Source organism: Bradyrhizobium sp. LCT2, from assembly GCF_009931255.1.
GTDB classification, from domain to species: Bacteria; Pseudomonadota; Alphaproteobacteria; order Rhizobiales; family Xanthobacteraceae; genus Bradyrhizobium; species Bradyrhizobium diazoefficiens.
Genome location: NZ_CP034432.1, coordinates 8,551,535 through 8,576,082, shown reverse-complemented (window position 1 = coordinate 8,576,082; position 24,548 = coordinate 8,551,535). Strand labels below are relative to the sequence as shown.

At 65.1% G+C, this 24,548-nt stretch carries 22 protein-coding genes and 1 pseudogene; 12 read left to right on the top strand and 11 right to left on the bottom strand.

The window, feature by feature from the left end:
* Positions 1-14: 14 nt before the first annotated feature.
* Genes EI171_RS40505 through EI171_RS40490 form a run of 4 tightly spaced genes read left to right on the top strand, consistent with a single transcriptional unit; the run spans position 15 to position 4,445 of the window.
* Entirely contained in the window at positions 15-1,514 is a 1,500-nt protein-coding gene (locus EI171_RS40505) for a glycerol-3-phosphate dehydrogenase (RefSeq protein WP_161536534.1), read from the top strand.
* A gap of 30 nt (positions 1,515-1,544) precedes the next feature.
* Positions 1,545-2,717: an ABC transporter ATP-binding protein gene (locus tag EI171_RS40500; protein ID WP_060910269.1), complete on the top strand. Its 1,173-nt coding sequence runs from the start codon at positions 1,545-1,547 to the stop codon at positions 2,715-2,717.
* Positions 2,714-3,628, top strand: a complete 915-nt coding sequence (locus EI171_RS40495) for an ABC transporter permease (RefSeq protein WP_028173032.1) — start codon at positions 2,714-2,716, stop codon at positions 3,626-3,628. Before EI171_RS40500 ends, EI171_RS40495 begins: the two co-directional genes overlap by 4 nt.
* A 4-nt stretch (positions 3,629-3,632) precedes the next feature.
* Positions 3,633-4,445 carry an ABC transporter permease gene (locus EI171_RS40490; protein ID WP_161536533.1) on the top strand — a complete coding sequence of 271 codons (813 nt, stop codon included), beginning with the start codon at positions 3,633-3,635 and terminating at the stop codon, positions 4,443-4,445.
* On the opposite strand, the gene EI171_RS40485 is transcribed toward EI171_RS40490, so the two are convergent.
* From EI171_RS40485 to EI171_RS40465, 5 genes are all read right to left on the bottom strand, one after another.
* Positions 4,378-5,418 carry a hypothetical protein gene (locus tag EI171_RS40485; RefSeq protein WP_236842130.1) on the bottom strand — a complete coding sequence of 347 codons (1,041 nt, stop codon included), beginning with the start codon at positions 5,416-5,418 and terminating at the stop codon, positions 4,378-4,380. The two genes, EI171_RS40490 and EI171_RS40485, sit on opposite strands and share 68 nt — an antisense overlap.
* 64 nt (positions 5,419-5,482) lie before the next feature.
* Complete coding sequence (locus EI171_RS40480) at positions 5,483-6,334, bottom strand: carbohydrate ABC transporter permease (RefSeq protein ID WP_011089838.1); 852 nt, start codon at positions 6,332-6,334, stop codon at positions 5,483-5,485.
* Positions 6,331-7,203 carry a carbohydrate ABC transporter permease gene (locus EI171_RS40475; protein WP_092186871.1) on the bottom strand — a complete coding sequence of 291 codons (873 nt, stop codon included), beginning with the start codon at positions 7,201-7,203 and terminating at the stop codon, positions 6,331-6,333. The genes EI171_RS40480 and EI171_RS40475 overlap by 4 nt, the downstream gene beginning before the upstream one ends.
* Before the next feature lie 95 nt (positions 7,204-7,298).
* Positions 7,299-8,684, bottom strand: coding sequence for an ABC transporter substrate-binding protein (locus EI171_RS40470; protein WP_011089836.1), 1,386 nt, complete (start codon positions 8,682-8,684; stop codon positions 7,299-7,301).
* Between the two features lie 412 nt (positions 8,685-9,096).
* Positions 9,097-10,056, bottom strand: a complete 960-nt coding sequence (locus tag EI171_RS40465; RefSeq protein ID WP_246740396.1) for a LysR family transcriptional regulator — start codon at positions 10,054-10,056, stop codon at positions 9,097-9,099.
* Positions 10,057-10,172: 116 nt separating this feature from the next.
* Here EI171_RS40465 and EI171_RS40460 point away from each other — a divergent pair, with 116 nt between their 5' ends.
* The gene (locus EI171_RS40460; RefSeq protein WP_028173037.1) at positions 10,173-11,246 is read left to right on the top strand and encodes a 4-oxalomesaconate tautomerase; all 1,074 of its coding nucleotides are present in this window, start codon (positions 10,173-10,175) and stop codon (positions 11,244-11,246) included.
* Positions 11,247-11,300: 54 nt separating this feature from the next.
* Positions 11,301-12,680 carry a C4-dicarboxylate transporter DctA gene (gene dctA / locus EI171_RS40455; RefSeq protein ID WP_129557651.1) on the top strand — a complete coding sequence of 460 codons (1,380 nt, stop codon included), beginning with the start codon at positions 11,301-11,303 and terminating at the stop codon, positions 12,678-12,680.
* A 26-nt stretch (positions 12,681-12,706) separates the two neighbouring features.
* On the opposite strand, the gene EI171_RS40450 is transcribed toward dctA, so the two are convergent.
* On the bottom strand, positions 12,707-14,635 hold the full coding sequence (locus tag EI171_RS40450; RefSeq protein ID WP_161537175.1) for an AsmA family protein: 1,929 nt from the start codon (positions 14,633-14,635) through the stop codon (positions 12,707-12,709).
* Between the two features lie 303 nt (positions 14,636-14,938).
* On the opposite strand from EI171_RS40450, the gene EI171_RS40445 reads away from it, so the two are divergent.
* From EI171_RS40445 to EI171_RS40435, 3 genes are read left to right on the top strand one after another with little or no spacing between them, the layout of a single operon-like run.
* The gene (locus EI171_RS40445) at positions 14,939-15,646 is read left to right on the top strand and encodes a CoA transferase subunit A (RefSeq protein ID WP_011089830.1); all 708 of its coding nucleotides are present in this window, start codon (positions 14,939-14,941) and stop codon (positions 15,644-15,646) included.
* Positions 15,647-15,662: 16 nt separating this feature from the next.
* Positions 15,663-16,313, top strand: coding sequence for a 3-oxoacid CoA-transferase subunit B (locus tag EI171_RS40440; protein WP_011089829.1), 651 nt, complete (start codon positions 15,663-15,665; stop codon positions 16,311-16,313).
* A gap of 22 nt (positions 16,314-16,335) precedes the next feature.
* Positions 16,336-16,971: a GNAT family N-acetyltransferase gene (locus tag EI171_RS40435; protein ID WP_161536531.1), complete on the top strand. Its 636-nt coding sequence runs from the start codon at positions 16,336-16,338 to the stop codon at positions 16,969-16,971.
* Positions 16,972-17,112: 141 nt separating this feature from the next.
* On the opposite strand, the gene EI171_RS40430 is transcribed toward EI171_RS40435, so the two are convergent.
* The 4 genes and pseudogenes from EI171_RS40430 to EI171_RS40415 all read right to left on the bottom strand — a co-directional run bounded on the left by EI171_RS40430 (position 17,113) and on the right by EI171_RS40415 (position 20,364).
* The gene (locus EI171_RS40430) at positions 17,113-17,991 is read right to left on the bottom strand and encodes an SUMF1/EgtB/PvdO family nonheme iron enzyme (RefSeq protein ID WP_161536530.1); all 879 of its coding nucleotides are present in this window, start codon (positions 17,989-17,991) and stop codon (positions 17,113-17,115) included.
* Positions 17,992-18,044: 53 nt separating this feature from the next.
* Positions 18,045-19,139, bottom strand: a complete 1,095-nt coding sequence (gene nirK / locus EI171_RS40425) for a copper-containing nitrite reductase (RefSeq protein WP_028173042.1) — start codon at positions 19,137-19,139, stop codon at positions 18,045-18,047.
* A gap of 534 nt (positions 19,140-19,673) precedes the next feature.
* A pseudogene (locus EI171_RS46270) lies at positions 19,674-20,138 on the bottom strand (copper chaperone PCu(A)C); the annotation flags it as partial.
* 25 nt (positions 20,139-20,163) lie between these two features.
* Positions 20,164-20,364 (bottom strand): hypothetical protein, encoded by a 201-nt coding sequence (locus EI171_RS40415; protein WP_161536528.1) that lies wholly within the window; start codon positions 20,362-20,364, stop codon positions 20,164-20,166.
* A 203-nt stretch (positions 20,365-20,567) separates the two neighbouring features.
* On the opposite strand from EI171_RS40415, the gene hemN reads away from it, so the two are divergent.
* Both hemN and EI171_RS40405 read left to right on the top strand, forming a co-directional pair.
* Complete coding sequence (hemN, locus tag EI171_RS40410; protein WP_028173044.1) at positions 20,568-21,920, top strand: oxygen-independent coproporphyrinogen III oxidase; 1,353 nt, start codon at positions 20,568-20,570, stop codon at positions 21,918-21,920.
* Positions 21,921-22,177: 257 nt separating this feature from the next.
* The gene (locus tag EI171_RS40405; RefSeq protein WP_011089822.1) at positions 22,178-22,375 is read left to right on the top strand and encodes a DUF1858 domain-containing protein; all 198 of its coding nucleotides are present in this window, start codon (positions 22,178-22,180) and stop codon (positions 22,373-22,375) included.
* A 120-nt stretch (positions 22,376-22,495) separates the two neighbouring features.
* Here EI171_RS40405 and EI171_RS40400 read toward each other — a convergent pair whose 3' ends face one another.
* Positions 22,496-23,206: a Crp/Fnr family transcriptional regulator gene (locus tag EI171_RS40400; RefSeq protein WP_011089821.1), complete on the bottom strand. Its 711-nt coding sequence runs from the start codon at positions 23,204-23,206 to the stop codon at positions 22,496-22,498.
* 130 nt (positions 23,207-23,336) lie between these two features.
* On the opposite strand from EI171_RS40400, the gene EI171_RS40395 reads away from it, so the two are divergent.
* Positions 23,337-24,548 carry an NnrS family protein gene (locus EI171_RS40395; RefSeq protein ID WP_161536527.1) on the top strand — a complete coding sequence of 404 codons (1,212 nt, stop codon included), beginning with the start codon at positions 23,337-23,339 and terminating at the stop codon, positions 24,546-24,548.

Sequence of the window (24,548 nt, the reverse complement as noted above, 5' to 3'; positions counted from 1 at the left end):
CTCTCGACGGCTTCATGGCGGATTACGACCTTGCGATCATCGGCGGCGGCCTGAACGGTGTCAGCCTCGCGCGCGATGCGGCCGGCCGCGGCCTGCGGGTCATTCTGTTCGAACAGGGCGATCTCGGCGGCGCCGCCTCGTCGGCGACGCCGCGGCTGATTCATGGCGATCTGTCGGTGCTGGAGCGCCGCGGGTTCTGGCGGGTGCGCCGGGCGCTCGCCGAGCGCCGGATCTGGCTCCGGATCGCGCCGCATCTGGTCCGGCCGATGCGCTTCGTGATTCCCGCCCATTCCGAGGAGCGTCCGCCATGGCTGCTGCGGGCCGGCCTGTATGTTTATGACGGCCTCACGAACCGGGGTGGCCTGCCGCCATCAGCGACCCTCGACATTACGCATCATCCGGTCGGCAACGCGCTGAAGCGTCCGTTCGGCACGGCGTTCGAATATTCGGACTGTGTCGTTGACGATTCCCGCCTGGTGGTGCTCACGGCGCTGGATGCCGCCGAACGCGGCGCCGCGATCCATACCGGGGCACGCTGCGTGCGCGCTGACAGAACCGACACATGGCGCCTCGCGGTGGTCGATCGCGGCCACCGCCGCACGATCACGGCGCGGGCGCTGGCCAACGCCACCGGTGGCTGGACGTCGATGGTGGCGGATACCGTGCTGCGGGAGCCGCAGCCCGCCATGGCCGCGATGCAGATGAGCCAGATCATCGTGCCGCGGCTGTTCGATTCCGAGAACGTCTACGTCTTCCAGAACAATGATGGACGGCTGATCTTCGCCCGGCCCCTCGAGCGCGATTTCACGCTGATCGGCACGGTCACGCACGCTTTCACCGGCGATCCTGCGATCGTCGCGATGCCGGGCGCCGACGTCAGCTATCTCTGCGAAGCGGCCAGCCGCTATTTCCGCGAGCGCGTCGCCCCGACCGACGTGGTCCGGACGGTCTCGGGCGTCAACCTGACGCTGGCGTCCGCGCGAGGACGCGACGGCACGGCGCTGTTCCATGCGCGCCGGCGCAAGGCGCCGCTGATCACGATGTTTGGCGGCGATGTCACTACTTCGCGCCTGCGTGCGGAGCGGGGGGTGACGCGGCTGACGCCGTTCTATCCGATGTCGCCGCCCTGGACCGCCGGGACGGTACTCCCCGGCGGCGATTTCGCCTGGGACCGTTTCGACACCGAAGTCGACCTCGCACGCGATCGCTGGCGCTTTCTCTCGGAGCCGGAGGCCCAACGCCTGGTCGCGGCCTACGGCTCGCGACTGCCGGTCGTGCTGGGGGATGTGAAGAGCCGCGATGAGCTTGGCCCAACCTTTGGCCCTGAGCTGACCGGCGCCGAGGTGCGTTATCTGATGAGCCACGAATGGGCGCGTTTTCCAGAGGACGTCTTGTGGCGTCGCTCCAAGCTCGGTCTGACCATGCCCAAGGCCGATCGTGATCGGCTTGCCGCGTTCATGGCGGATGTGAACGATCGCCCCGAACCGGTTGAGCAAAGGCCGATCGGCCGCTAGCGTGCGGCGGAATCGGGGTTGGCAGGGACCATGGCGGAAGAGTTGCCCGGAACGGACGTCGCGGCGGATACGGCCGCTGGAGCTGCATTTCCCGTAGCGGGTCAGCCGTTGCTGCGCATCGAGGGCGTCGCCAAGACGTTCGGGACGTTCCGGGCCGTGGACGGTGTCTCGCTCGACATCAAGGCCGGCGAGTTTTTCGCGCTGCTCGGGCCTAGCGGCTGCGGCAAGACCACGCTGTTGCGCATGCTCGCCGGCTTCGAGGCGCCGGATGAGGGGCGTATACTGCTTGGCGGCAAGGACATCGCGCAGGCGCTGCCGCATGAGCGTCCGATCAACATGATGTTCCAGAACTACGCGTTGTTTCCGCACCTCTCGGTGCGCGACAACATCGCCTTCGGCCTGAAGCGCGCCGGCTTGGCGCGCGCCGACATCGCCACGCGCGTTGCGGAGATGCTCGCATTGGTGAAGCTCGAGGGCCTGGAGAAGCGCAAGCCCGACCAGCTCTCCGGCGGCCAGCGCCAGCGCGTGGCGCTGGCCCGCGCTTTGGCACGCCGGCCGCAATTGTTGCTGCTCGACGAGCCGCTCGCCGCGCTGGACAAGAAGCTGCGCGAGAGCACGCAAGGCGAGTTGATGGAGCTCCAGCGCCGGCTCGGCATGACCTTCATCATCGTCACCCACGATCAGGAAGAGGCGATGACGATGGCGAGCCGGATCGGGGTGATGAAGGTCGGCAAGCTCGCCCAGGTCGCGAGCCCCCGCGAGCTCTACGAGGCGCCGCGTTCGCGCTGGATCGCGGAGTTCGTCGGCGACATCAATCTGTTCGACGCCGAGTCCAGATTGCGCGACGGCCATCGTCTGGTCATCGGCACGCGTGATGCGGGGACGCTGGTGGTGGCCGAGCCGCGCGAGCCGGTCGGCGCGGGAAAATTGTCGGTCGCGATCCGTCCCGAGAAGGTCAAGCTGTCGCGCCGCGGCCCGGTGAGCGAAGCCGGCCATGAAACGGCGATCAACCGGCTGGACGGCGTGATCGCCGACATCTGCTATCTCGGCGGCACCACCACCTACAAGGTGAAGCTCGACACCGGCGGGATGGTGCAGGCGTCCGTCGCCAACAGCGCGCGCCTCGACGTCGACGCCTACAGCCTGAACCAGCACGTGGTCGCCTGGTTCACGCCCGACGACTGCGTGGTGCTGCCGTCATGAGCGGACGCCGGATCTTCGCGCGACCGGCGCGCTTCGCCGCGATCGCCCCCTATGTCTGGATGGTGCTGCTCTTCCTGGTGCCGTTCGCCTTCGTGCTGAAGATCAGCCTGTCGCAGACCGCGATCGCGCAGCCGCCCTACGAGCCGGTGTTTGACCTGGCGGCGGGATGGGAATCGCTCAAGGCGGCCTTTGCCGCGCTGTCGCTCGACAATTTCAGGCTGCTCGGTTCCGACGACATCTATGTGTACGCCTATGTGCGCAGCCTGACCGTCGCGGTCACGGCGACGGCGCTGCTGCTTCTGATCGGCTATCCCATCGCCTATGGCATGGCGCGGTTGCCGAAGCGCTGGCAGGCGGTGGCGATGGTGCTGGTGATCGTGCCGTTCTGGACCTCGTTCCTGATCCGCATCTATGCCTGGATCAACATCCTCCAGCACGACGGCCTGCTCAACCAGATCCTGCTCGCGCTGCATCTGGTCAGCGAGCCGGTGGTGTGGCTCTCCACCGATACCGCGATGTATATCGGCATCGTCTACTCTTATCTTCCATTCATGATCCTGCCGCTCTATGCCACGCTCGCCAAGATGGAGCCGGCGCTGGAGGAGGCGGCCTCCGATCTCGGCGCGCCGCCCTGGCAGGTGTTCTGGCTCGTCACCTTCCCGCTGTCGCTGCCCGGCGTCGGCGCCGGCGTGCTCTTGTGCTTCATCCCCATCGTCGGCGAGTTCGTGATTCCGGACCTCCTGGCCGGCTCCAATTCGCTGATGATCGGCCAGACCCTGTGGCTCGAATTCTTCACCAACAAGGACTGGCCGGTCGCTTCCGCAGCGGCCATCGTGCTGCTGGTGGTGCTGCTGGTGCCGCTGTTGCTGTACGAACGGCTGCAGAAGCGACAACTGGAACAGGGGCGGTGAGCCGATGCGCAAGGTCTCTCGCCTGTCCCGCTTCAATATCGCCTCGCTCGCGCTGGGGCTGGCGTTCCTCTATCTGCCGATCCTCATTCTCGTCATCTATTCCTTCAACGCCTCGCGGCTGGTGACGGTGTGGGGCGGCTGGTCGCTGCGCTGGTATCACGAGTTCTTCAATGACCGCGCGATGATCGAGGCGGCCTGGATGAGCCTGCGGGTCGCGGTCTCCTCGGCGAGCATCGCCACGCTGCTCGGCACGCTCGCCGCAGTGGCGCTGTCGCGCGGCGAGAGGTTCCGCGGCCGGACACTGTTCTCCGGCATGCTTTATGCGCCGCTGGTGATGCCGGAGGTGATCACCGGACTGTCGCTGCTGCTCTTGTTCGTCGCGCTGAACGCCGAGCGCGGCTTCTGGACGGTGACGATCGCCCATACCACGCTGACGATGTGCTTCGTCGCCGTGGTCGTGCAGTCCCGCCTCGGCTCGCTGGACCGCTCGCTGGAAGAGGCGGCGATGGACCTCGGCTGCAATCCGGTGCGCGCGTTCGCGGCCGTCACGCTGCCGTTGATCGCGCCCGCGATCGTCGCCGGCTGGATGCTAGCCTTCACGCTGTCGCTCGATGATCTCGTGATCGCGAGCTTCACCACCGGTCCGGGCTCGGCCACCTTGCCGATCCGGATCTATTCCGAGGTGCGCCTTGGCGTGAAGCCCGAGATCAACGCGATCTGCACGCTGGTGATCGGCCTGATCGCGGTCGTCATCGTGATTGCTTCGCTCGCTTCGAAGCTGTCGAGCTCGCAGGGCGAGAGCGCGGCGCCGCTGTAGCCGTTCGTGCAGCGTGCCATCCACGCGCCGAGCCTTGTATTGCGGCGCCGAGCTGGCGCAGCGCGAGGCTGTCGAGCGGAAACTCGAGCAGGATGTGGATCAGGCTCAGCGCCAGCAGGAAGGTGAAGCCGAACGCATAGTCGTAGAAATAAAGCGCGGTGGATGCAGCGCTGGCGGCGGCCATCGCCGCCAGCCGGGCCTTCGGCACCTCGGTCCAGCGGATCACGTCGGCTTTGATGAACCAGTTGAGGTAGTGATAGGTGTAGACGAAGGCGAGCAGGCTGGTCAGCCTGGTGTCGAGGACGAGGCCGGGCACACCGAACAGCCGGCCGAGAGCCGGGCCGACATTGCCGAAATAATCCTGGCCGACCCGGGCAAAGCTCGCGATCCGGATTTCGGCGGTCTGCGGCAGCAGCAGGATCGTGGCAATTGCGGCGAGGTAGACGACCACCAGCGTGGCCTGCACGCGGCTGCCGGACCGATAGGCGCCGAGCACCATGAAGATCAGCGTGAACAGCGAGACGTGAACGAGCGTCGGGATCAGGATGCCGATCACGGCGAGCGACGATCCGCTCGAATACATGATCGCGGACAGGGCGATCGCCGCCATGAACAGCAGCATGCTCTCGACCGCGGATGTGGTCGCCGCCAGCATGGCGCAGACGATCAGCGCGCCCCACATCGCGAAGCCGAACCACGAGGCGTTGTCGATCAGCGCCGCGACCACGGCGACGATTGCCAGGGCTACGGCAATCCCGCGGTGAGGCAGATAGTAGCTGCGGTCATGCAGCCAGGATATCTCGGTGAAATAATGCGCCGGGCCGAGCACGACATAGGCCAGCAGCAACAGCTCGAACGGCACCAGATAGGCTGCCGCGAGCGCGAGCAGCATCAGGCCGAGATGGATCGCGTCGTTGCCGCGCATGATGACGAGCCCGTGACAGGGCTTCGAGGTTAGAGCAGGCGTGGACAATCTTCAATTGTCCACGTTGTCGCTCGAACGCACTGCTTGCGGCGACCGGATGCGTCCTGTCGCGTCAGGACTTCACTGCACCCGCGGTGAGCCCGCCGACCATGTAGCGGCGGAAGGCGTAGTAGATCGCGGCCGGTGGCAGCGCGTAGATGAAGCCGGTGGTCATCAACAGCTCCCACGGCGAATCGTCGGCGGCGAGGAAGTTGCCGAGCGCGACGGGCAGCGTGATCTCGCGGTCGTTGGAGAGCAGCAGGAACGCGTAGAGATATTCGTTCCAGGCGAGCAGCACCGCATAGGTGCCGATCGCGACCAGTGAGGGCATCATCAGCGGCAGATAGACCAGCCGGAAGATCTGGAGCGTCGTCGCGCCGTCCATCACGGCGGCTTCATCCAGCTCGACCGGCAGCTTGTCGGAGGCCTGCTTCAGCACCCAGATCGCGTAAGGGCTGGCGATCGTCACCATGGCCAGGATCAGCGACCAGTGATTGTTCAGGAGGCCGTAATTACCCATGGTGCGGTACATCGGAACGGCGAGGAACGCCGCGGGGATGAAATAGGTGAAGAGCGCCAGGTTCATCACGATGCGCCCACCGGGCACCCGCAGCCGCGAGATCGAGAACGCGGCGGCGGTGGCGATGAACAGCGTCAGCACGCCGACCGACGCCGCGATCACCAGCGAGTTCCAGAACTGCACATAGAAGTCGCGCAGGAAGTAGTGCTGCTGCTTGAACACGATCTCGAAGTTGTGCAGCGTCGGATGGTCGGGCCAGAGCTTGCCCGAGAACGCGTCCTCCTTCGGGGAGATCGCGAACAGGAACATGTGATAGATCGGCACCATCGTCCAGATGAAGACGGGAATGCCGATCAGCAGCAACCGCGCTTCGGTCGCGACTTCGCGTAAGGAGGGAAGCTTCATCGCGACAACCGTTTCATCATGAAGTACACGAGCGGCAGGACGAACGGCATCGCACAGACGATCGATGCCATTGCCAGCGAGAGCTGGTCGAGCCGGAGATAGCGGATGCCGAGCGTCGCCAGCACATGCGTGAGGTCGGCCGGGCCACCGCCGGTGAGGAGGTAGACGCTGTTGAAATCGCCGAGTGTCCAGATCATCGAGAGCAGCGTGCAGGTGATGTAGAGCGTCTGCATCGACGGCCAGGTGATGAAGCGGAACTTCTGCCACCAGCTCGCGCCATCCACCTCGGCGGCCTCGAACAGATCGTGCGGTATCGCAAGGCGTCCGGTGATCAGGATCAGCGTCCAGAACGGCAGCGACTTCCAGATGTGGACGCCGATCGCCATGGTCAGCGCCACCGTCGGGTCGTTCAGCCAGTTCGGGCCGTCGTCACCGGTGAACGAGAAGATGAGGTGGTTGATCACGCCCCATTCGGGATTGAGCATGAAGCGCACGGACAGGATGGTCGGGATCGACGGCACCGCCCAGGGCAGGATGAAGATCACCGAGAGCCATTTGATCCAGGTGCGCTGCTGGGCGAAGAAGCCGGACAGGAACAGCGCGATCAGCATCTTGATGTTGATGCCGATGACCAGGAAGATCAGCGTGTTGACCGCGGCGCGCGCGAAGATCGGGTCGTTGTAGAGCGCGACATAGTTCGCCGGCGCCCGCGCCAGCCACAGCCCGTAGCAGACGGGATAGACGACGAAGGCGAGGAAAACCAGCAGATAGGGCGCGAGCAGCGCGATGCCCCAGACCTGCGCCGGGGTCAGCCGCGACGACAAGGGCGGCGCGGGGATTGCCTGATCGCCAGAGAGCGTGATCGCCATTCTTTTCGGACTCTTCAAAGAGATGCCGGCCGCGAAACGCGGCCGGTGTTGTTCTTATACCTCTCCCCGCAAAGCGGGGAGAGGGAAAGGATGAATTAACCCGCGACCTGCTTGATGCGGGCGATCAGTTCGTCGACGGCCTTGTCGACCGGGACCTTCTCGCTGACGACCCGGTTCATCGCCTTGGCCCACACGTTCTCGTTGTTGAGGATCGTGAACTTCCAGTTCTTGGTGAAGTCGAACGCGGCGGTGCCGCCGGTGAACTGGGCGTAGACCGCCTTGCGGTGCTTGTCGGCCTGCCAGAACGGGCTGGCCTGGCTTTCCTTGGTCACCGGGAACCAGCGGCCGAGCGCGCCCTCGATATAGGGACGGACGTTGTCTTCCTGGAGCAGGAAGCTGATGAACTGCTTGGCCTCGGCCTTGTTCTTGGCCGCAGTGAAGACCAGCCCGGTCTTGACGTCGGAGCGGTAGCGGATGGTCGACCCGTCAGGCGCCTTCGGGAAGGACGCCGTGACGATGTCCTGCTCATAGGCCTTCTTGCCGGCCTCGCGCTGCTCGGGCGTGAGCGCCTGGTTCTGGGAGTCCTCGTACCACTTCGCCGCGATCGAGATCGTGAAGTTGTGGGTCATCACGATGGTCTTGTTGTGGAAGGCGACGTTGTTGTCCGGGTCCTTCCAGGTCGTGGACGAGGGCGGGGTGCAGCCCTTGATGTAGGTGTCGGTGTAGTCCTTCATCGCCTTGATCAGGTTCTCGCGGACCTTGGGATCGTCGACGAGCAGCTTGCCATCGTCGTCGACCAGCTTGACGTGGTAGGCGTCCATGAAGGTGTAGAACGACTGGAAGGCGTCGGTGGATTCCACGCCCATCGGCTGGCCGACGGCGTAGATGCGCTGGCCGGTGGCCTTGCGGATCCCCGGCTGCACCTTGTCGCACCAGAACGACCAGTAGCCTTCCCAGTCGGTCGGGATGTCGGCGAGCTTGAAGCCGGCCTTCTCCAGCATGTCGTTCCAGATCTGGACGTGCATGCTCTGCTGCTTCAGCGGGAAGCCGTAATAGGCCTTCTTCTTGGTGACGTCGTTATAGAGGATCGACGCATCCAGCGTGTTCTGCACGAACCGATCCTTGATCGGCTCCATGACATCGGTGAGGTCCTCGAGCTTGCCCTCATAGGCCCACTTGCCCTGCGCCTGCACGTCATAAGAGTCGGAATAGGCAACATCGGGCACGGTGCCGGCATCGAGCGCGGCGACCGTCTTCGGAATCATGTCCTGAATCGCGTACTGCGACAATTCGACCTTGATGCCGGTCTTGGCTTCGAACTTCTTGATCGTCTCGATCAGCGCGTCGTCTTCGGAGCGGTAGAAGCCCTTGCCCCACCAGACCGTAATCGTCTTCTGCTGCGCAAATGCGGGTGCAGCGGCTGCGAACAGCCCGGCCGCAGCGACCGCCAGTGTGACTGCGCCAATAACCTTGGATCTCACGTTTTTCTCCCTCAAACGGCCGGTGTTTTTAACCGGTCGTATAAAACACTAGCGCATGGCCGTCAGCCGATCTAGCGGCATGTTGTCAGACCTAGGTCGTGGGGACGGCGCCTGTGGAGATGATTAACGTGCGCATCGATCCAATCGCCGCATCAATTAGCGGCAATCAATTCGGGTTCTGCGTTCTGATCGCCTGACCATGTGCATCCGTACCTGCTCGCGACTGGCGAAGCCCGGCCTTGTAAGCGGTATGAGGACTGAACGCAACGCAGTCGGCTGGCCACACTATGGTGCTGCGGCCGGAGGACGCAAAATGCCTCTGAAAACACGGCGGGGCTGATCCGAGGAACTTCCGGTTCGACAGGGGAACGGTCTTGCAGCGCTGCGCTGCCGACCTATTAGCGTTTCCTCTTCAGGCCCGCCGAATCGAGTTTGCCTGAGCGGATCGGGGCTTCGGCTTGTCTTGCCCGCGCGTCCCGGAAGGCGTGTGCCACGCCTCGAGAAGCATCTTGAGAAACTGGCTCGCGTGAGGAGATAGTGTGGTCCCGTGCCTGCGCACGATTCCGATCGTCCGCGACACCTCCGGCTCGATCAATCGAACGGTGTGAATGATGGGGTGACCGGCGGCGGGCGTCGCAAGCTTCGGCAGCACCGCGATGCCGAGTCCCGCTTCGACGAGGCCAAGCGAACCGGAGAGGTGAGCGACCTCATAGGACCAGTTCAGCTGCAGGCCGTGTCGCGCGAGCGCATTGTCGATCAGCGCGCGATTGCCGCTGTTGCGACCGACGGTGATGACCCGGTGTGACACAATCTCTGACCAGCTGACCCGTTTGCGCGATGCCAACGGATGGTCATGACGGCAGGCCAGGACGAAGGGGTCCTCAACCAGTTTCTCGAATTCGATCTCGGCATGCGAAGCACCGATGAAATTGATGCCGAAGTCGGCTTCTCCGCGCGCGACCGCTTCCAATCCTTCATTGGCACCGATGTCCAGAATCCGGATGCGAATGCGTGGATACGTTTCGGCAAACCGGCCGATCGCACGCGGCAGGAAATAGAACACCGCTGTCGGCACCGCAGCCACCGAGACCAGGCCCGAACTTCGCGCGCCGATATCGTGGATGGCGAGCACCGAGGTCTCGAACTCGTCGATGAGGCGGCGCACCTTCGGCAGGAAATCACGGCCGGTCATGGTGAGATTGACGTGACGCGTCGAGCGTTCGAGCAGCGGCGCACCGAGGCTTTCTTCCAGCTTCTGAATGCGTCGGCTCAGCGCCGGCTGCGACAGGTTCAGCGCCCTGGCGGTGCGCACGAAGCTTCCCGTCTCCGCCACGGTGATGAACGCCTTGAGGTCGAGAAGTTCTGCGTTCATGGCAAGCTCCATTGTATCGATAATCGGAATAATACATCAGATATTTGCATTTCACAAAAGAGTTCTGTCGAGGGATGCTCCGGATCGAGCGAAGTTGTCGCGAACGGAACAGCTCCATGAACGATCAGATTGCCATTCCCTGTGTGGTCATGCGCGGGGGCACCTCGCGCGGGCCGTTCTTCCTGGCCCGCGATCTTCCGGCCGACCCCAAACTGCGCGACGCGATCCTGCTATCTGTGATGGGAGGGGGGCACGATCTTGGAATCGACGGGATCGGCGGCGGCAATGCCGTTATCAACAAGGTCGCGATCGTTGGACCGGCATCGGTGCCAGGCGCCGATGTCGACTACCTGTTCGCCCAGGTGCGTGTTCGTGAAGGCATCGTCGATACCTCCCCGAACTGCGGAAACATGCTCGCGGGGGTGGGGCCATTCGCAATCGAAGCCGGCCTGGTCGCCGCCGCCGCGGATCGCACCCATGTGCGGATCCACAATGTTAACACCGGCAAGCTGATTGACGCGACCGTTCCGACCCCCGCAGGGCGCGTGACTTACGACGGCGAGGCGCGGATCGACGGCGTACCGGGAACGGCCGCGCCGATCGAGCTGTCGTTCCCCGACGCGGCCGGCGCAAGCACTGGTCGTCTCCTGCCCACCGGACGACCGGTCGATCGCATCGAAGGGATCGATGTGACCTGCATCGACGCGGCGATGCCCGTTATGCTGGTCCGCGCGGCGGATCTGGGGTGGACCGGCCGTGAGGCTCCCTCGGACTTCGCCGACGGCGGCTTTCGCGCGCGCCTCGAAACTTTGCGCATCGAGGCCGGATGCCGGATGGGCTTTCCAAATTCCGCGACAATGGTGATTCCGAAGCCGGTTCTGATTGCGCGCGGAGGCGAGGCGACGTTGAGCACCAGGTATTTCATGCCGCATGACTGCCATAACGCGCTGGCGGTGACCGGCGCTGTCGCGATCGCGACGGCATGCGTCACGCCCGGGACGATCGCGGCAGAGATGGTCGGACCATTGGCGCCGCCGGTGCCGATCACCCTCGCCCATCCCTCCGGCCAGCTCGTGGTTCGGCTGGAGCCCGGCCCGGTTGCCCGGGTGCTGCGGACGGCCCGGCGAATCTTCGAGGGCCACGTCTTCGCCCGTCGATCGCACGTACCTCATTTGGTGCTGGCGGCCTGAAGCCGGACTGCTTTTAAACCTCAAGAATAACACAAGGGAGAAACGAGAATGCAGATGCGAGCGCCGGCTGGGTCCGCGAGCAGCGAGCCGCGAAAGCCGTTCTACCGGATTCTCTACGTCCAGGTGCTGATCGGTCTCATGCTGGGTGTCTTCACGGGCCATTTCTGGCCCGAATTCGGCGCCGCGCTGAAGCCCTTTGGCGACGGCTTCGTCAAGCTGGTCAAGATGATGATCGCGCCGATCGTATTCTGCACCATCGTGAGCGGCATCAACAGCATCAGCGATTCCCGCGAGGTCGGCCGCGCGCTGGTGAAATCCATGGCGCTGTTCTACCTGCTGACCGTGCTCGCGTTGCTGGCCGGGCTGATCGCCGTGTCACAGATCCAGCCGGGCGTTGGCATGCATGTGTCCGTCAATACGCTGGATCCGTCGGTGGCCGCGAAATTTACCAAGCAGGCAGGTGCGACCGGATTTGCGGACTTCATGCTGCACATCATCCCGCACTCCTTCTTTGGAGCGTTCGCCGATGGCGAAGTGCTGCCGGTGTTGCTCGTCTCCATCCTGATCGCCTTTGGCCTGAGCCGTGCCGGCGATGGCGGCGTTGTGGTGACGAAAGCGGTCGAGTCGTTCTCACAAGTGCTGTTTGTGTCCTTCGGCTTCATCATGAAGCTCGCTCCGCTCGGTGCCTTTGGGGCCATGGCGTTCACCGTGGGGCGCTACGGCATCCGATCGATCGGCTCGCTCGGACTGCTGATTCTGACCTTCTATATCGCCTGCTCTGTCTTCGTGGTCGTCGTGCTTGGGACGCTGGCGCGGCTGAACGGCTTCAGCCTGTGGAAGACGATCCGCTACTTCAAAGAAGAGCTGCTGATCGTGCTCGGCACGTCGTCGTCGGAGCCGGCGCTGCCGGGCGCGCTGCGCAAGCTGGAGCAGCTCGGATGCCGGAAAGGCGTGTCAGGGCTCGTGTTGCCGTTGGGCTATTCCTTCAATCTGGACGGCAGCGCCATTTACCTCACCCTGGCGTCCATCTTCATCGCGCAAGCCTGCGACATTCATCTGTCGTGGGGGCAGATCGCGGCGATGCTCGGCCTGATGCTGCTGACGTCCAAAGGGGCGGCAGGTGTCACCGGCAGCGGCTTCGTTGCGCTTGTCGCGACCCTCTCCGTCATGCCGGATCTGCCCGTGACCGGCGTGGCGCTGCTCGTCGGCATCGACCGCTTCATGTCGGAAGCGCGGGCGCTGACCAGCATGATCAGCAACTGTGTCGCGGCCATCACTATTTCGCTGTGGGAGGATGCCTGTGATCGCGAAGTATTGGCCCGTGAACTGGGGCAGAGCGTCACGCGCGAGGTCGCGGCGGGGACGGCGATCGGCGGAGCAACCGTGGTGCAGGAGAACGAGAGCTGGATTTCGACGACGCAATCGGCCGCTTGAACCCGAAGAGAGCGACGCCGATCACTCTAGTTGGACTTGGCGTTTTCCTTGGCGTTCTCCGCCGTCGGCGAGTCTGCCGGGGCGGGACGCTTGCCGGTGCCGGTGATGCGCTCGATCGCGGAGCGCACGGCGTCGCCCGCCTTGCGGTCCTTGAGCATGTCGAGCAGGGGCGCGGACGCGGGCGAGCGGCGGATCAGGCTTTCCGGATCGGGAAAGATCAGGGGATCATCCCAGGGGCCCTGCACCACGAAGGGCAATTCGAAGCCCGAGGCGCTGTTGAGGCTCGCCACGCCCTTCATGTCGTATTCGCGCGTCGGCACCGAGGCGGTGCCGGTCATCGTGATCTTCGCCGCCGGTCCTTCGACGCGGATGTCCTCGGCGGTAGCGACCCCGTCGGAGAATTTCACCGCGATGGTGAGATTGTCGTAAGGCGTCGAGCCGTTGCGGAAATTGCCGCCACCGGACAGCGGCCGGCGCTCCAGCCGCTTCAGGAGCTGTTCGGCATTGAAGCCCGAGATCGCGCCGTCATGCCCGGTGACGGTGGCGCTGCCGTCGAGCGACTGCACGAGGCCGAACGGGCTCGAGCCGGAGGCAACGAGGGAGACGTTGATGTTGCCGCGGCCGGACAGCTTGTTGAGGCCGAACAGTTCGGAGGCGCAGGCCTGGAGGTCGACGTCGGTGAACTGGAATTGCGCCTTGATGTCGGCGACGGTGTCGGCGCGCGCGATGCCGAACGAGCCCTTGGCGATACCGCCATAGACCTGGGCCTCGCCCACCGAGAGCGCCAGCGTGCCGTTGCGCAAATTGGCGCCGATCGCGGTGCGGCCGAGCTTCGACGGCCCGACCGTCAGCCGCGCCGCCGACAGGCGCATGTCGAGGTCGGTGGTCGAGAGCCCGTTGAGATCGAACAGCTGCCTGTTCCAGTCGCGCGCGCCGCTCGCGAGCAGGCGGAAGGTCGAGATATAAGGCGTGAAGTCGAGCGCGTCGGCGGCGAGCGTCGCCTGGAGCGTCTGCCGGCCGTTGTTGGCGTAGGTCATGACGCCCTCGGCGGCGTTGCCGTCGAGCTCGACATTGACGTTGGTAAGCGCGATCGAGGCGCCGACGACATTGGCGCGTGCCTTCAGCGCGAAACGGCCGAAGCCGCCGCTGCCGGGCTGCGGCTGGCCGGTCCAGCGCAGCGCGTTGCGCAAGGACGGGCTGTCGATCGTGAGCGTGCCTTCCATCATCGGGCTGGTGCGGTTGGCGACGCTGCCGTCGAAGGCGAGCTTGAGCGGGGCGCTGGCGATCCGCGCCTTCACGCCGGAACGGTCGCCGGAGAGGGCGGCGACGAAGTCGGCGAAGCTGATCGAGCCGTCGACGCGTTCGCCGCGCCAGTCGAACTGGCCGGTCGCGGCGAAGGAGCGCGAGATCGAGGGCCAGGCCAGCGACAGGTCGATGTCGTCGAACTGCTCGGTGGCGTGCGTGGCGGCGTCCTCGTAATTGAGCACGCCGTCCTGGATCCGGATCTCGGAGAACGAGACCTGATTTTCGGCGCCGGGCTTCATGGTGCGCGCAATGGTCTGGATGAAGGGCGTCCAGTTGCTCTCGCCGTCCGGCTTCAGGCTGACATGGATGCGCGGCCGCAGCAGCGTCAGGTCGGCGATCTCGAACCGTTGCAGCAGCAGCGGCAGCAGCCGCAGATTGGCGGTGAGCACGTCGACACGGAGCGCGGGGTCGCTGGTGCCGCCGCCCTTCAGGCCGACGTCATGGAAGGAGATGTAGCTCGCCGGCAGCACCGAGATGTCGATGGGGCCTGCGACACTGAGCTCGAGCCCGGTGACGTCGCGGATCTGCGCTTCCACGGCCTTGCGCAGCGCGTCGCGGTTGATGAGCCAGGAGGTCGCGATCAGGGCGATCAGCGCGACGCCGAGCAGCGCCGCGATCGGCGTCCCGAGGCGCTTCATTCCTTGGGCCATGGTCAATGGCGTGTCCTGATCGGGTTGGTCGTTGGAGCCAAAGGGGCGGGCCGGGAAACCCGCGCGCCCCACGCCCAAGCCTTGTTACGTCACAAGTCCTGTTATGTTAAGTGCCGCAACTTGATGGGTTTTCTTGTCGCTTTCAAGGCCGGGGGCGATCCTGCCCACGGCGTGGGCAGCTTCTACCACCGCCCCGCGGAGCGGAGAACCCCGTATCATTGACGGCTTCGGACGATTTCGCCTAATAATCGCCGCCAATAAGGCGCGACGCCCGCAAGCCGAAGGTTCAGTCGAGGTTTTTGCATGAACAAGGTCTATCCCGACGCCAAGTCGGCTCTCGACGGCATTTTGAAAGACAACATGATGATCATGTCGGGCGGCTTCGGCCTCTGCGGCATCGCCGAGGAGCTGTCGGACGCGATCCGCGAGTCCGGCGTCAAGGGGCTGACGGTCGTCTCCAACAATGCCGGCGTCGACGGCATCGGGCTCAGCCGCCTCCTGGAAACCCGGCAGATCAAGAAGATGATCTCGTCCTATGTCGGCGAGAACAAGCTGTTCGCCCAGCAGTTCCTCGCCGGTGAGCTGGAACTCGAATTCAACCCGCAGGGCACGCTGGCCGAGCGCATCCGCGCCGGCGGCGCCGGAATCCCGGCCTTCTACACCAAGACCGGCGTCGGCACGCTGATCGCCGAAGGCAAGGAAGTGAAGGAGTTCGACGGCGAGAAGTATCTGATGGAGCGCGGCCTGTTCGCCGACCTCGCCATCGTGCACGCCTGGAAGGGCGATACCGCCGGCAACCTCATTTACCGCAAGACCGCGCGCAACTTTAACCCGATGATGGCGACCGCCGCCAAGATCACGGTGGCCGAGGTCGAGCATCTGGTTCCGGCCGGTGAACTCAATCCCGACCACATCCACACGCCCGGCATTTTCGTGAAGCGCATCGTCGAGGTCGGTACGGCCAAGAAGCGCATCGAATTCCGCAACACCCGCCCGCGCACCGCCGCTTAAGCGTCAGGAGACTCACATGGCCTGGACCCGTGAACAGATGGCTGCGCGCGCCGCCAAGGAACTGCGTGACGGCTACTACGTCAATCTCGGCATCGGCATCCCGACGCTGGTCTCGAACTTCATCCCTGATGGTGTCGACGTCAGCCTCCAGAGCGAGAACGGCATGCTCGGCATGGGCCCGTTCCCCTATGAGGACGAGGTGGATGCCGACCTCATCAATGCCGGCAAGCAGACCGTGAGCGAGCTGCCCTCGACCTCGTATTTCTCGAGCGCGGATTCCTTCGGCATGATCCGCGGCGGCCACATGGATCTGTCGATCCTCGGCGCCATGCAGGTGGCCCAGAACGGCGATCTCGCCAACTGGATGATCCCCGGCAAGATGGTCAAGGGCATGGGCGGCGCGATGGATCTCGTCGCCGGCGTCAAGCGCGTCGTCGTTGTGATGGAGCATTCCGCCAAGGACGGCTCGAAGCTCCTGAAGAAGTGCAATTTGCCGCTGACCGGCGAGCGCGTGGTCGACATGGTCGTCACTGATCTCGCCGTCTTCACCATCGACAAGCACGGCGACGGCGGCATGGCGCTGATCGAGCTCGCCGACGGCGTCTCGCTCGACGAGGTCAAGGCCAAGACCGAGGCCGAATTCCGCGTCGCGCTGAAGAACACATAAGGTCGTCGCAGAGAGGGCGCGCATGACGATACGGTCTGCGCGTCCCGAAGACGCCGGTTTCATCGCACAAACCATCCTGCGATCGATGCGTGGCTACCGGCCGCGCGGCTGGTTCGACGTCGCGCTCGGCTGGCCGGAAGCGGAATGCCTCGATTTCATCGCGCGCGTCGCGGCCACGCGCGCGGTGTCGATGTGGCATGTCTCGCAGTATTGGATTGCCGAGATTGATGGTGCGCCGGGTGCGGCGCTATGCGCCGTGCCAGCGGCCGGCACCGGTCCTGCGGCCTGGCGCGCGATCGAGGAAGTCGCAGCCGCGATCGGGCTCACCGCGTCGGAGCTGGAAGCGATCCGCCAGCGCGGTGGCTATGCGCGCGGCTGCTGGGTTCAAGGCGGCGAGGGCGATTGGATGATCGAGCATGTCGCAACCGATCCTGCATATGGCGGCCGCGGCCTCGTGCAGGCACTGATCGCGCATGCGCTGGATCAGGGGCGCGCGGCTGGGTTTCGACGGGCGACGATCTCGTTCCTGATCGGCAACGTGCCCGCTGAACGCGCCTACGCCAAGGCCGGCTTTGTCCTTGCGGAGGAGAAGCGTGATACCGCTTTCGAGGCGATCATCGGCGCACCGGGATTTCGCATGTTTGCGCGCGCGATTTAAGCGCGCTTGGTCTCCGCATTCGACACTGTCATGCTCCGCGAAGGCGGGGCATCCAGTATGCCGCGGCCTTTCGATTCCATCACTGTCGTCTCTGGAATACCGGATTGCCCGCCTTCGCGGGCAATGACGCCAGGAGGGCGGCTACGACCTCGCCGCCCACGTCTTGGTCCACCGCGCCGACACGCTCGCGACCCACGACGGCTCCTCGCGCACCAGGCGGAAGCCGAGATTGGCGGGCGGCACGCCCTGCGCGCAGCCGCCAGCGCGGGCGTCGCGGATGAAATCGGTGACATAGGCGCGGTGGGCGCCTTCCGCGATGCGCACGCCGCAATTCACGGTCGCCCGGCCGGCATTGCCGGCCGCGTCGGTCCGCGAGCGCACGAAGCAGGTCGAGGTCCACTCCCAGACGTTGCCGGCGAGATCTTCGATGCCGTGCTCGTTCGCGCCGAATTTGCCGAACGCATAGGCCGTCGTGTCGGAAAGGTCCCGTTCGGATTCCCGCTCATAGCGGCTGATCCAGCGCTTCGAAGGATTGTCCGCGTCCACCGGCGCGCCATCGTCCTTGAAGCGCGAGCCCGCCGCGAACGCCCATTCCGCATCGCTCGGCAGGCGCCACGTCTTGCCGGTCCGGTGCGAGAGCCAGCCCGCATAGGCCTGTGCGTCGTGCCAGCTCACCTGCACCGCGGGGCGATCTGTGGCGATCGCCACGTCACGATCGAGAGCGCGGCAAGCGCCGTCCTGCACGCAAAGCTGGTAGTCGGATGACGAAACCTGATGCCGCATGACGTGCAGCGGCCTCGTGAACCGCATCGCGCGCAGCGGCGCTTCCGCCTGCTGCCCGCCCCGCGTGAAATCGCCCGCCTCGCGATAGGACAGATTGCCCGGCGCGATCTTGACGATCGCGGGCTCCGTCGCCGTGCCGCGGACCGCCATGTCCGAGACCAGCGGCGCCACCGCGATCGGTCCTGCGAGTCCGGCCGCGCAAGCCAGGACCAGTTTCAGCTTGAATGCGATCAGCATGTTGTCCCCCGAAAGGAAGAAGGGGCCGGTGATCCACCGGCCCCTTGTCGCGTCTAGTTGGTGTTGGCCGGGATTTCCGCAGGCGCCTTCACCTGGGTCATCAGATCGTCGTTCCACTTGCCTTCGACCTTGAAGTGCGCGGTGGCGCCGAGGTCGGCGGCCTCGATCAGGTTGTGTGTGACATAGGCGTAGATGCCGGGCTGCATGAACTTGTACATCGCAGCCCCTGCCGAGCCGCCGCGGATGAACCAGGTCTCCAGCCCGACCTCGGGTGCATTGCCGAATTTGCCGGTCTCCCAGACATAGTCGCCATGGCCGCCGATCAGATGCGGGCGGCTGTCGCGATTGGCCTGCGAGTGCACGATGAGCACGTTCTCGCCGACATTGGCGGTGAGCGCATTCTTGCCGGTAAGCGCGCCGACCTTGCCGTTGAACACGACATGGGATGGGATCAGCTTCTTCATCACCTCTTCGGTGTCGGTGAAGGCTTCGCCCGGCGAGTCATAGGACTTGAAATTGCCCTTCTCGTCGCGCGGCACGTACATGTCCTGCTCGCCGACATAGTAGACCTTGTCGTATTTCAGCGCGTGGCCCTTGCCGTCGTTCAGTCCGTCGCGCGGCAGCACCATCACGGCGCCGTTCATGCCGGAGACGACGTGCCAGGGGATCATCGGGCCGCCCGGCGCGCAGTGATAGACGAACACGCCGGTCTTGGTCGCCTTCCAGCGCAGCACGACCTGCTCGCCGGGATTGATCAGGGTGAGCGCGCCGCCGCCGAGCGCGCCGGTCGCGGAGTGAAAGTCGATGTTGTGCGGCATGGTGTTGGTCGCGGGATTGACCAGCGTCGTTTCGACGTAGTCGCCTTCATGCACCACCATCAGCGGGCCCGGCATCGAGCCGTTGAAGGTCATCGCCTGGAAGGTGGTACCCTTCTCGTCGATGACGACCTTCTTCTCCTCGATCGTGAGCTTGAACTCCACGATCTTGGGGCCCTGCTTGGTCGCCTGCTCGTGCGCATGCACGAACGGCGGGGCCACCAGCTCCACTTTCTGGCGCGGCAGTTTGAGATCGTCGGCGGCCAGGGCGGGTGTCGCCAGCATCAGGGCGGTCGCGGCGGCGCTGATCAATGCGGCTCTGCGGGTGAACATCGGAAGCATCCTTCATCTGAAATGGTTTTGATGACGGGATGCAGTGTGCGCCTGTTACGGCAAGAGTGTTTGCGCTGCAACAAGCTTTCGCCGGATTCGCCTCCGCAACAGTACTTAGATCCTTCAACGGAGCAGGATCGGCGACACCACGTTGACCGCGTCCGACGGCGTGATGCGGATGTCGAGGCCCAGCGACCATCGGCCAGACAGCGGCGCCGACATCCTGACTCTCCACTGATCGTTGCCGACGCGTTCGGCGTTTGCCGTCATCGGCGCCACGCCGTGCTCGGGGTTGCCGAGCGTGACCGCAACGGCGTCGGCGCTCAGCGGCAACTCGTTCGCATCTTCGAGCTGGATTGCGATCTCGACCGGACCGGCACGACCGGGCGAGACCGTGACGTTCGCCATGGCCTTCTCGGCATGAAGATGGGTGAAGAAACTTTCGTCGGCCTCGGAAACCATCGCGGGCGGAGTGGCCGCCGCCGGCTCCGGGGGGGGCGCGGGCTGCGCGATCTCCGTGCGCTCTGTTTTCTCCGGCGCCTGCGCGCCGATAGCCTGTACGTCGAGCGTCACTTTCACTTCGCCGGCATGCTCGAACGACAGCGTCACCGGTACCTGGTCGCCGACACGAAGTGGAGCATCGAGGCCGACGAACATCAGGTGTCCGCCGCCGGGGGCAAGTTCAACGATTTGTCCGGGGGCGATGACGAGGCCGTCGATGAGGGGGCGCATGGTCATGACGCCGTTGTTGACGGCCATTTCGTGGATTTCGGTTCGAAGCGCATGGGCGGCCGATGCGGTCTGCAACCGCTCCGGCGCGTGGCCCCTGTTCTCGATCGTCAGATAGCCGCCGGCGACCTTGGCTCCCCCGGGCGTCGCCCGGCTCCAGGCCCTGGTGATGACGAGATCGCCGCTGGTCGTGTCGGCGGCGAAGGCGGGCGGCCAGACAAGGCATGTCAGGGCGACCGCGCCGGCAAATGCGCGCTTGGATGAGATCATGATCGAGGCCTTCGCGAAGACGCGGCTAAAGCAAATGAATGGCAACCCAGACCGCGGCCCAGATCGCCAGCGACAGGACGGCGAGGACGGCGATTACGGCGGCCAGAGTGTGCACGATACCGGTCGGGGCCGGCGAGGCCGGAACCGGCCGGAAGTCGTCGAAACGCGGGATATGGCCGCGGACGTCGAGCAGGGAGAAAATCAATTCGAGTGCGAGAAGCCTCATGGCAAACGCTCCGGATGCCGTGCGAATTGCCCGTGATCATTGCGCGGAACCGTCCGCTGCGCTTTGCGCGAGCGCAATGTTTGCGGTGCCCCGGTCCGACTTTGCGCGAGCGCAAGGTCGCTTCCGCAAATCCGGGTTAGCTGAATACATTCCGTGATTTGCCGCGGCTGCGCAAGCGGCCGAAATTTACGAATGGGTAAGATATGAGAGCTGATCTCGCAGTGAGCTACGGCGAAGAAAGACTGCCTCGCTACACGAGCTATCCGACCGCGCCGCACTTCTCGCCGGTCATCGACGCCGGTACCTACGCCCGCTGGCTGTCCGAGCTCCCGGCCGGTGCCAGCGCGTCACTCTATCTGCACGTGCCGTTCTGCCGCGAGATGTGCTGGTATTGCGGCTGCCATACCCAGATCGTCCGGCGCGACGATCTGATTGCGGCCTACCAGCGGACGCTGCGCAGTGAGATCGCGCTGGTCGCCGAGACCATCGGCCGCCGCATCAAGGTCGAGCATATCCATTTCGGCGGCGGTACGCCGACGATCATGGCGCCCGAGGCTTTTGCCGAGTTGATGGCGGCGATGCGCCAGGCGTTCTTCGTACTGCCATCGGCCGAGATTGCCGTCGAGATCGATCCCCGCACGCTGACCGCCGACATGGTCGAGGCCATGCGGCTGTCCGGCGTCAATCGCGCCAGCCTGGGGGTGCAGAGTTTCGACCCCATCGTGCAGCGTGCGATCAACCGCATCCAGAGCTTCGAGCAGACGGCTGCCGTCGTCGACATGCTCCGGCATGCCGGCATCGCGGGAATCAATTTCGACCTGATCTACGGGCTGCCGCATCAGACCGTCGCCTCGTGCCTGGACACGGTGCGGCGCAGCCTCTTGCTCGCGCCCGATCGCTTCTCGGTGTTCGGCTACGCTCACGTGCCTGATTTCAAGAAGCACCAGCGCATGATCAACCAGGGCGCGCTGCCCGACGGCCCGGCGCGTCACGACCAGGCCTGTGCGATCGCGAATGCGCTGAAGGAGGCCGGTTACGTGCAGATCGGGCTCGATCATTTCGCGCGACCCGACGATTCCATGGCCGTGGCTTTCGAGGAGCGGACGCTGCGGCGCAATTTCCAGGGCTATACCACCGACCAAGGCGAGGTCCTGCTCGGCTTCGGCGCGAGCGCCATCGGACATCTGCCGCAGGGTTACGTCCAGAACGAGGTGCAGATCGGCGCCTATGCGCAGAGCATCGGCGCCGGCCGCCTCGCCACCGCGAAGGGCTATGGGCTCACCGACGACGACCGGCTGCGCGCCGACATCATCGAGCGCATCATGTGCGAGTTCAGCGCCGATCTCGGTGATATCTGCGCGCGCCACGGCGCAGAGCCCGAGGCGATGCTCAAATCGGCGTCGCGTCTGAAACCGCTGATTTCTGACGGCGTCGTGAGGCTGGACGGCGACCGGCTCGCGGTCGCGAACGACTCGCGCTTCCTGGTCCGCAGCGTCGCCGCCGCGTTCGACGCGCATCTGGATCCCGGCAAGCAGCTGCATAGCCGGGCGGTGTAGCTGCGTCATTCCGGGGCGCGCCGCTTGGCGCGAACCCGGAATCCATTTCACCGCACAGCTTGCTGCCCGATGGATTCCGGGTTCGCGCCATCCAAGTCGGCTGTTGCCGACTTGGATCTTAGAGTCTTCCGAACTCGGGTAAACCCGGGTTCGGTGGCGCGCCCCGGAATGACGAGCCGAGGAACTGGCAACAGCTTGCGCTCCAACAAAGAAACCACAGCCCGCTCCGCTATCGTCGTTTCGGAACGGAGTTGTCCATGCCTTTTGGATCCGACGATCTGGTCGATGACATCATGCGCACGGCGCCGCACACGATCCGCGTGTTTCTTGCTTTCAGGCTGGCCTGCGTCGGCTGCCCGATCGCAACCTTCCACACGGTGGAAGACGCCTGCCGCGAGCACGGCATCGACCGCGACAAATTCCTCGCCGCGCTCTGCGACTGCGTGCCGGCGTGAGACGGTCTGGAATTCGCGCGGGCCGCGTGCGGATTCCCGGGTGAGGGAGCGCTTTCGCCGTAAGCGAAAGCGGCTCTCACCCCAATCTTCGGGAGCAGGGTGAACCTGCCGGCGCAGCCCTCATGGCGCGCCGCTGTCGGGACTCCGCTCCGCCAGCACGACGATCCTGTGCGGTTCGCGCAGGATGATGCGCTGGCGGCCGCTCTCGACGAGGCCCTGCTGTTCCCAGCCGCTCAGGATGCGGCTCACGGTGTGCAGCGTGGTGCCGGTCATCTGCGCGATGTCCTGGCGGCTGATCGGGAAGTCGATCTCGATGCCGTGGTCGAGCTTCTTGCCGGATTGCTTGGCGAGGCGCAGCAGCGCATGCGCGATGCGTTGTTCGACTTGCTGGGTCGACATTTCCAGGATGCGGGTGTGGCTCTCCTGGAGCCGCGTGCCGACGGTCTGGAGCGTGTTGGCGGCGAGCGCCGGAAACCGCTCGACCAGCCGCGGCCAGGCCGAGGTCGGCCAGATCAGCACCACGCTGTCGTCGACAGCCATCGCAGTCGCGGGGTAGCGCCCGGCTCCGATCGCCATCGCGAGCCCGAAAGTCTCGCCGGGCGCGACGTAGCGCACCACGATCTGCTCGCCGGTCGGCGTGGTCTTGGCCGCGCGGACATGGCCGTGCAGCAGCAGGAAGAAGGACTGCGCGTCTGCGCCCTGCTCGAAGATGGCGCTGTTCTTGGGATAGCGCGCCGAGCGGGCCTCGCGCAGGATCTCGTCCAGGGCTTCCGGCGTGACCCCGGCAAACAGCGGCAAATGCGCAACCAGCGATGTGTCGACCTTGGCCATTCTGCCTCCTTGGCGCTCTGGAGTGTGATGGCACCTGCAATCGTCCGGTAGTTTGCGATAGCGCAAAACCCGCCGGCCGGGGCGGCAGTATTTTTCCAAGCAACGGTCTGAATTTACAGGAGTTGCCCCCATGGCTGGCGCCCGATCCCGCAACTTTGCGGGCTGGCCGCTGTTCGCGAACAGCTTTCGGCCCTTTTTCCTGCTCGCCGCCATCCAGGCAGGGCTCTCGATCCTGGCCTGGCTGCCGATGTTCTACGGCGAATTGTCGGTGACGTCAGCCTTCGCGCCGCGCGACTGGCACGTCCACGAGATGCTCTATGGCTTCCTGCCGGCGGTCATCACCGGGTTCCTGTTCACGGCGATCCCGAACTGGACCGGGCGGCTGCCGATCCAGGGCACGTCGCTGGGCGCGTTGCTGGCGGTGTGGCTGGCCGGCCGCCTCGCGGTGACGCTGTCCGCCGAGGTCGGCTGGGCGTTCGCGCTTGTCGTCGATGCCGCGTTCCTGGCGCTGGTCGTCGCCGCCGCGACGCGCGAGATCATCGCGGGCGGCAATTGGCGCAACCTTCCCGTGGTGATCCTGGTGCTCGTGCTGCTCACCGGCAATGTCGGCTTTCATCTCGAAGCGCACTACGCGGGCGCGGCCGATATCAGCATCCGCGTCGGCATCGGCGTGGTCGTGCTGCTGATCGCGCTGATCGGAGGCCGCATCATTCCGAGCTTCACCCGCAACTGGCTGGTCAAGTTCAATCCCGGCCGCCTGCCGGTCCCGTTCGGCCGCTTCGATGGCGCGGTGATCGCATTGAGCGCGTTGGCGCTGATCTCGTGGATCGTGGCGCCGTTGAATGTGGTGACCGGTGCCGCGATGGCGCTCGTCGGCGTGCTGCATCTGGTGCGGCTTGCGCGCTGGGCTGGCGACCGCACCTCGCGCGAGCGGCTGCTCCTGATCCTGCATGTCGGCTATGTCTTCGTGCCGCTCGGTTTCCTCCTGCATGCGTTGGCCGTGTTCGGTGCGTTGCCGCCGAGCGCGGGGATTCACGCCTGGATGGCGGGCGCCGCCGGAACGATGACGCTCGCGGTGATGACGCGTGCGAGCCTCGGCCACACCGGACAGACCCTGACGGCCTCGCCGGCGACACAAGGTATCTACGTCGCGATCATCGCCGCGGCGCTGGCGCGGGTTGCTGCCGTGGTGTGGCCTGCGCATGCCGATGCACTGCTGCACATTGCCGCCTGCGGCTGGGTCGTCGCGTTCCTCGGCTTTGCGATTGCGTTCGGCCCGCTGCTCGCCGGCAACAGCCGGCGCGCACTGGCCATCATGGGCCTGCCCGCTCCGGCACGATAG

Excerpts from the sequence above, each read along its gene's own strand:
- EI171_RS40505 (WP_161536534.1), top strand. The coding sequence starts at position 15 with ATGGCGGATTACGACCTTGCGATCATCGGCGGCGGCCTGAACGGTGTC.
- EI171_RS40500 (WP_060910269.1), top strand. The coding sequence starts at position 1,545 with ATGGCGGAAGAGTTGCCCGGAACGGACGTCGCGGCGGATACGGCCGCT.
- EI171_RS40495 (WP_028173032.1), top strand. The coding sequence starts at position 2,714 with ATGAGCGGACGCCGGATCTTCGCGCGACCGGCGCGCTTCGCCGCGATC.
- EI171_RS40490 (WP_161536533.1), top strand. The coding sequence starts at position 3,633 with ATGCGCAAGGTCTCTCGCCTGTCCCGCTTCAATATCGCCTCGCTCGCG.
- EI171_RS40480 (WP_011089838.1), bottom strand. The coding sequence starts at position 6,334 with ATGAAGCTTCCCTCCTTACGCGAAGTCGCGACCGAAGCGCGGTTGCTG.
- EI171_RS40475 (WP_092186871.1), bottom strand. The coding sequence starts at position 7,203 with ATGGCGATCACGCTCTCTGGCGATCAGGCAATCCCCGCGCCGCCCTTG.
- EI171_RS40465 (WP_246740396.1), bottom strand. The coding sequence starts at position 10,056 with ATGAACGCAGAACTTCTCGACCTCAAGGCGTTCATCACCGTGGCGGAG.
- EI171_RS40460 (WP_028173037.1), top strand. The coding sequence starts at position 10,173 with ATGAACGATCAGATTGCCATTCCCTGTGTGGTCATGCGCGGGGGCACC.
- dctA (WP_129557651.1), top strand. The coding sequence starts at position 11,301 with ATGCGAGCGCCGGCTGGGTCCGCGAGCAGCGAGCCGCGAAAGCCGTTC.
- EI171_RS40450 (WP_161537175.1), bottom strand. The coding sequence starts at position 14,635 with ATGGCCCAAGGAATGAAGCGCCTCGGGACGCCGATCGCGGCGCTGCTC.
- EI171_RS40445 (WP_011089830.1), top strand. The coding sequence starts at position 14,939 with ATGAACAAGGTCTATCCCGACGCCAAGTCGGCTCTCGACGGCATTTTG.
- EI171_RS40440 (WP_011089829.1), top strand. The coding sequence starts at position 15,663 with ATGGCCTGGACCCGTGAACAGATGGCTGCGCGCGCCGCCAAGGAACTG.
- EI171_RS40435 (WP_161536531.1), top strand. The coding sequence starts at position 16,336 with ATGACGATACGGTCTGCGCGTCCCGAAGACGCCGGTTTCATCGCACAA.
- EI171_RS40430 (WP_161536530.1), bottom strand. The coding sequence starts at position 17,991 with ATGCTGATCGCATTCAAGCTGAAACTGGTCCTGGCTTGCGCGGCCGGA.
- nirK (WP_028173042.1), bottom strand. The coding sequence starts at position 19,139 with ATGTTCACCCGCAGAGCCGCATTGATCAGCGCCGCCGCGACCGCCCTG.
- EI171_RS40415 (WP_161536528.1), bottom strand. The coding sequence starts at position 20,364 with ATGAGGCTTCTCGCACTCGAATTGATTTTCTCCCTGCTCGACGTCCGC.
- hemN (WP_028173044.1), top strand. The coding sequence starts at position 20,568 with ATGAGAGCTGATCTCGCAGTGAGCTACGGCGAAGAAAGACTGCCTCGC.
- EI171_RS40405 (WP_011089822.1), top strand. The coding sequence starts at position 22,178 with ATGCCTTTTGGATCCGACGATCTGGTCGATGACATCATGCGCACGGCG.
- EI171_RS40400 (WP_011089821.1), bottom strand. The coding sequence starts at position 23,206 with ATGGCCAAGGTCGACACATCGCTGGTTGCGCATTTGCCGCTGTTTGCC.
- EI171_RS40395 (WP_161536527.1), top strand. The coding sequence starts at position 23,337 with ATGGCTGGCGCCCGATCCCGCAACTTTGCGGGCTGGCCGCTGTTCGCG.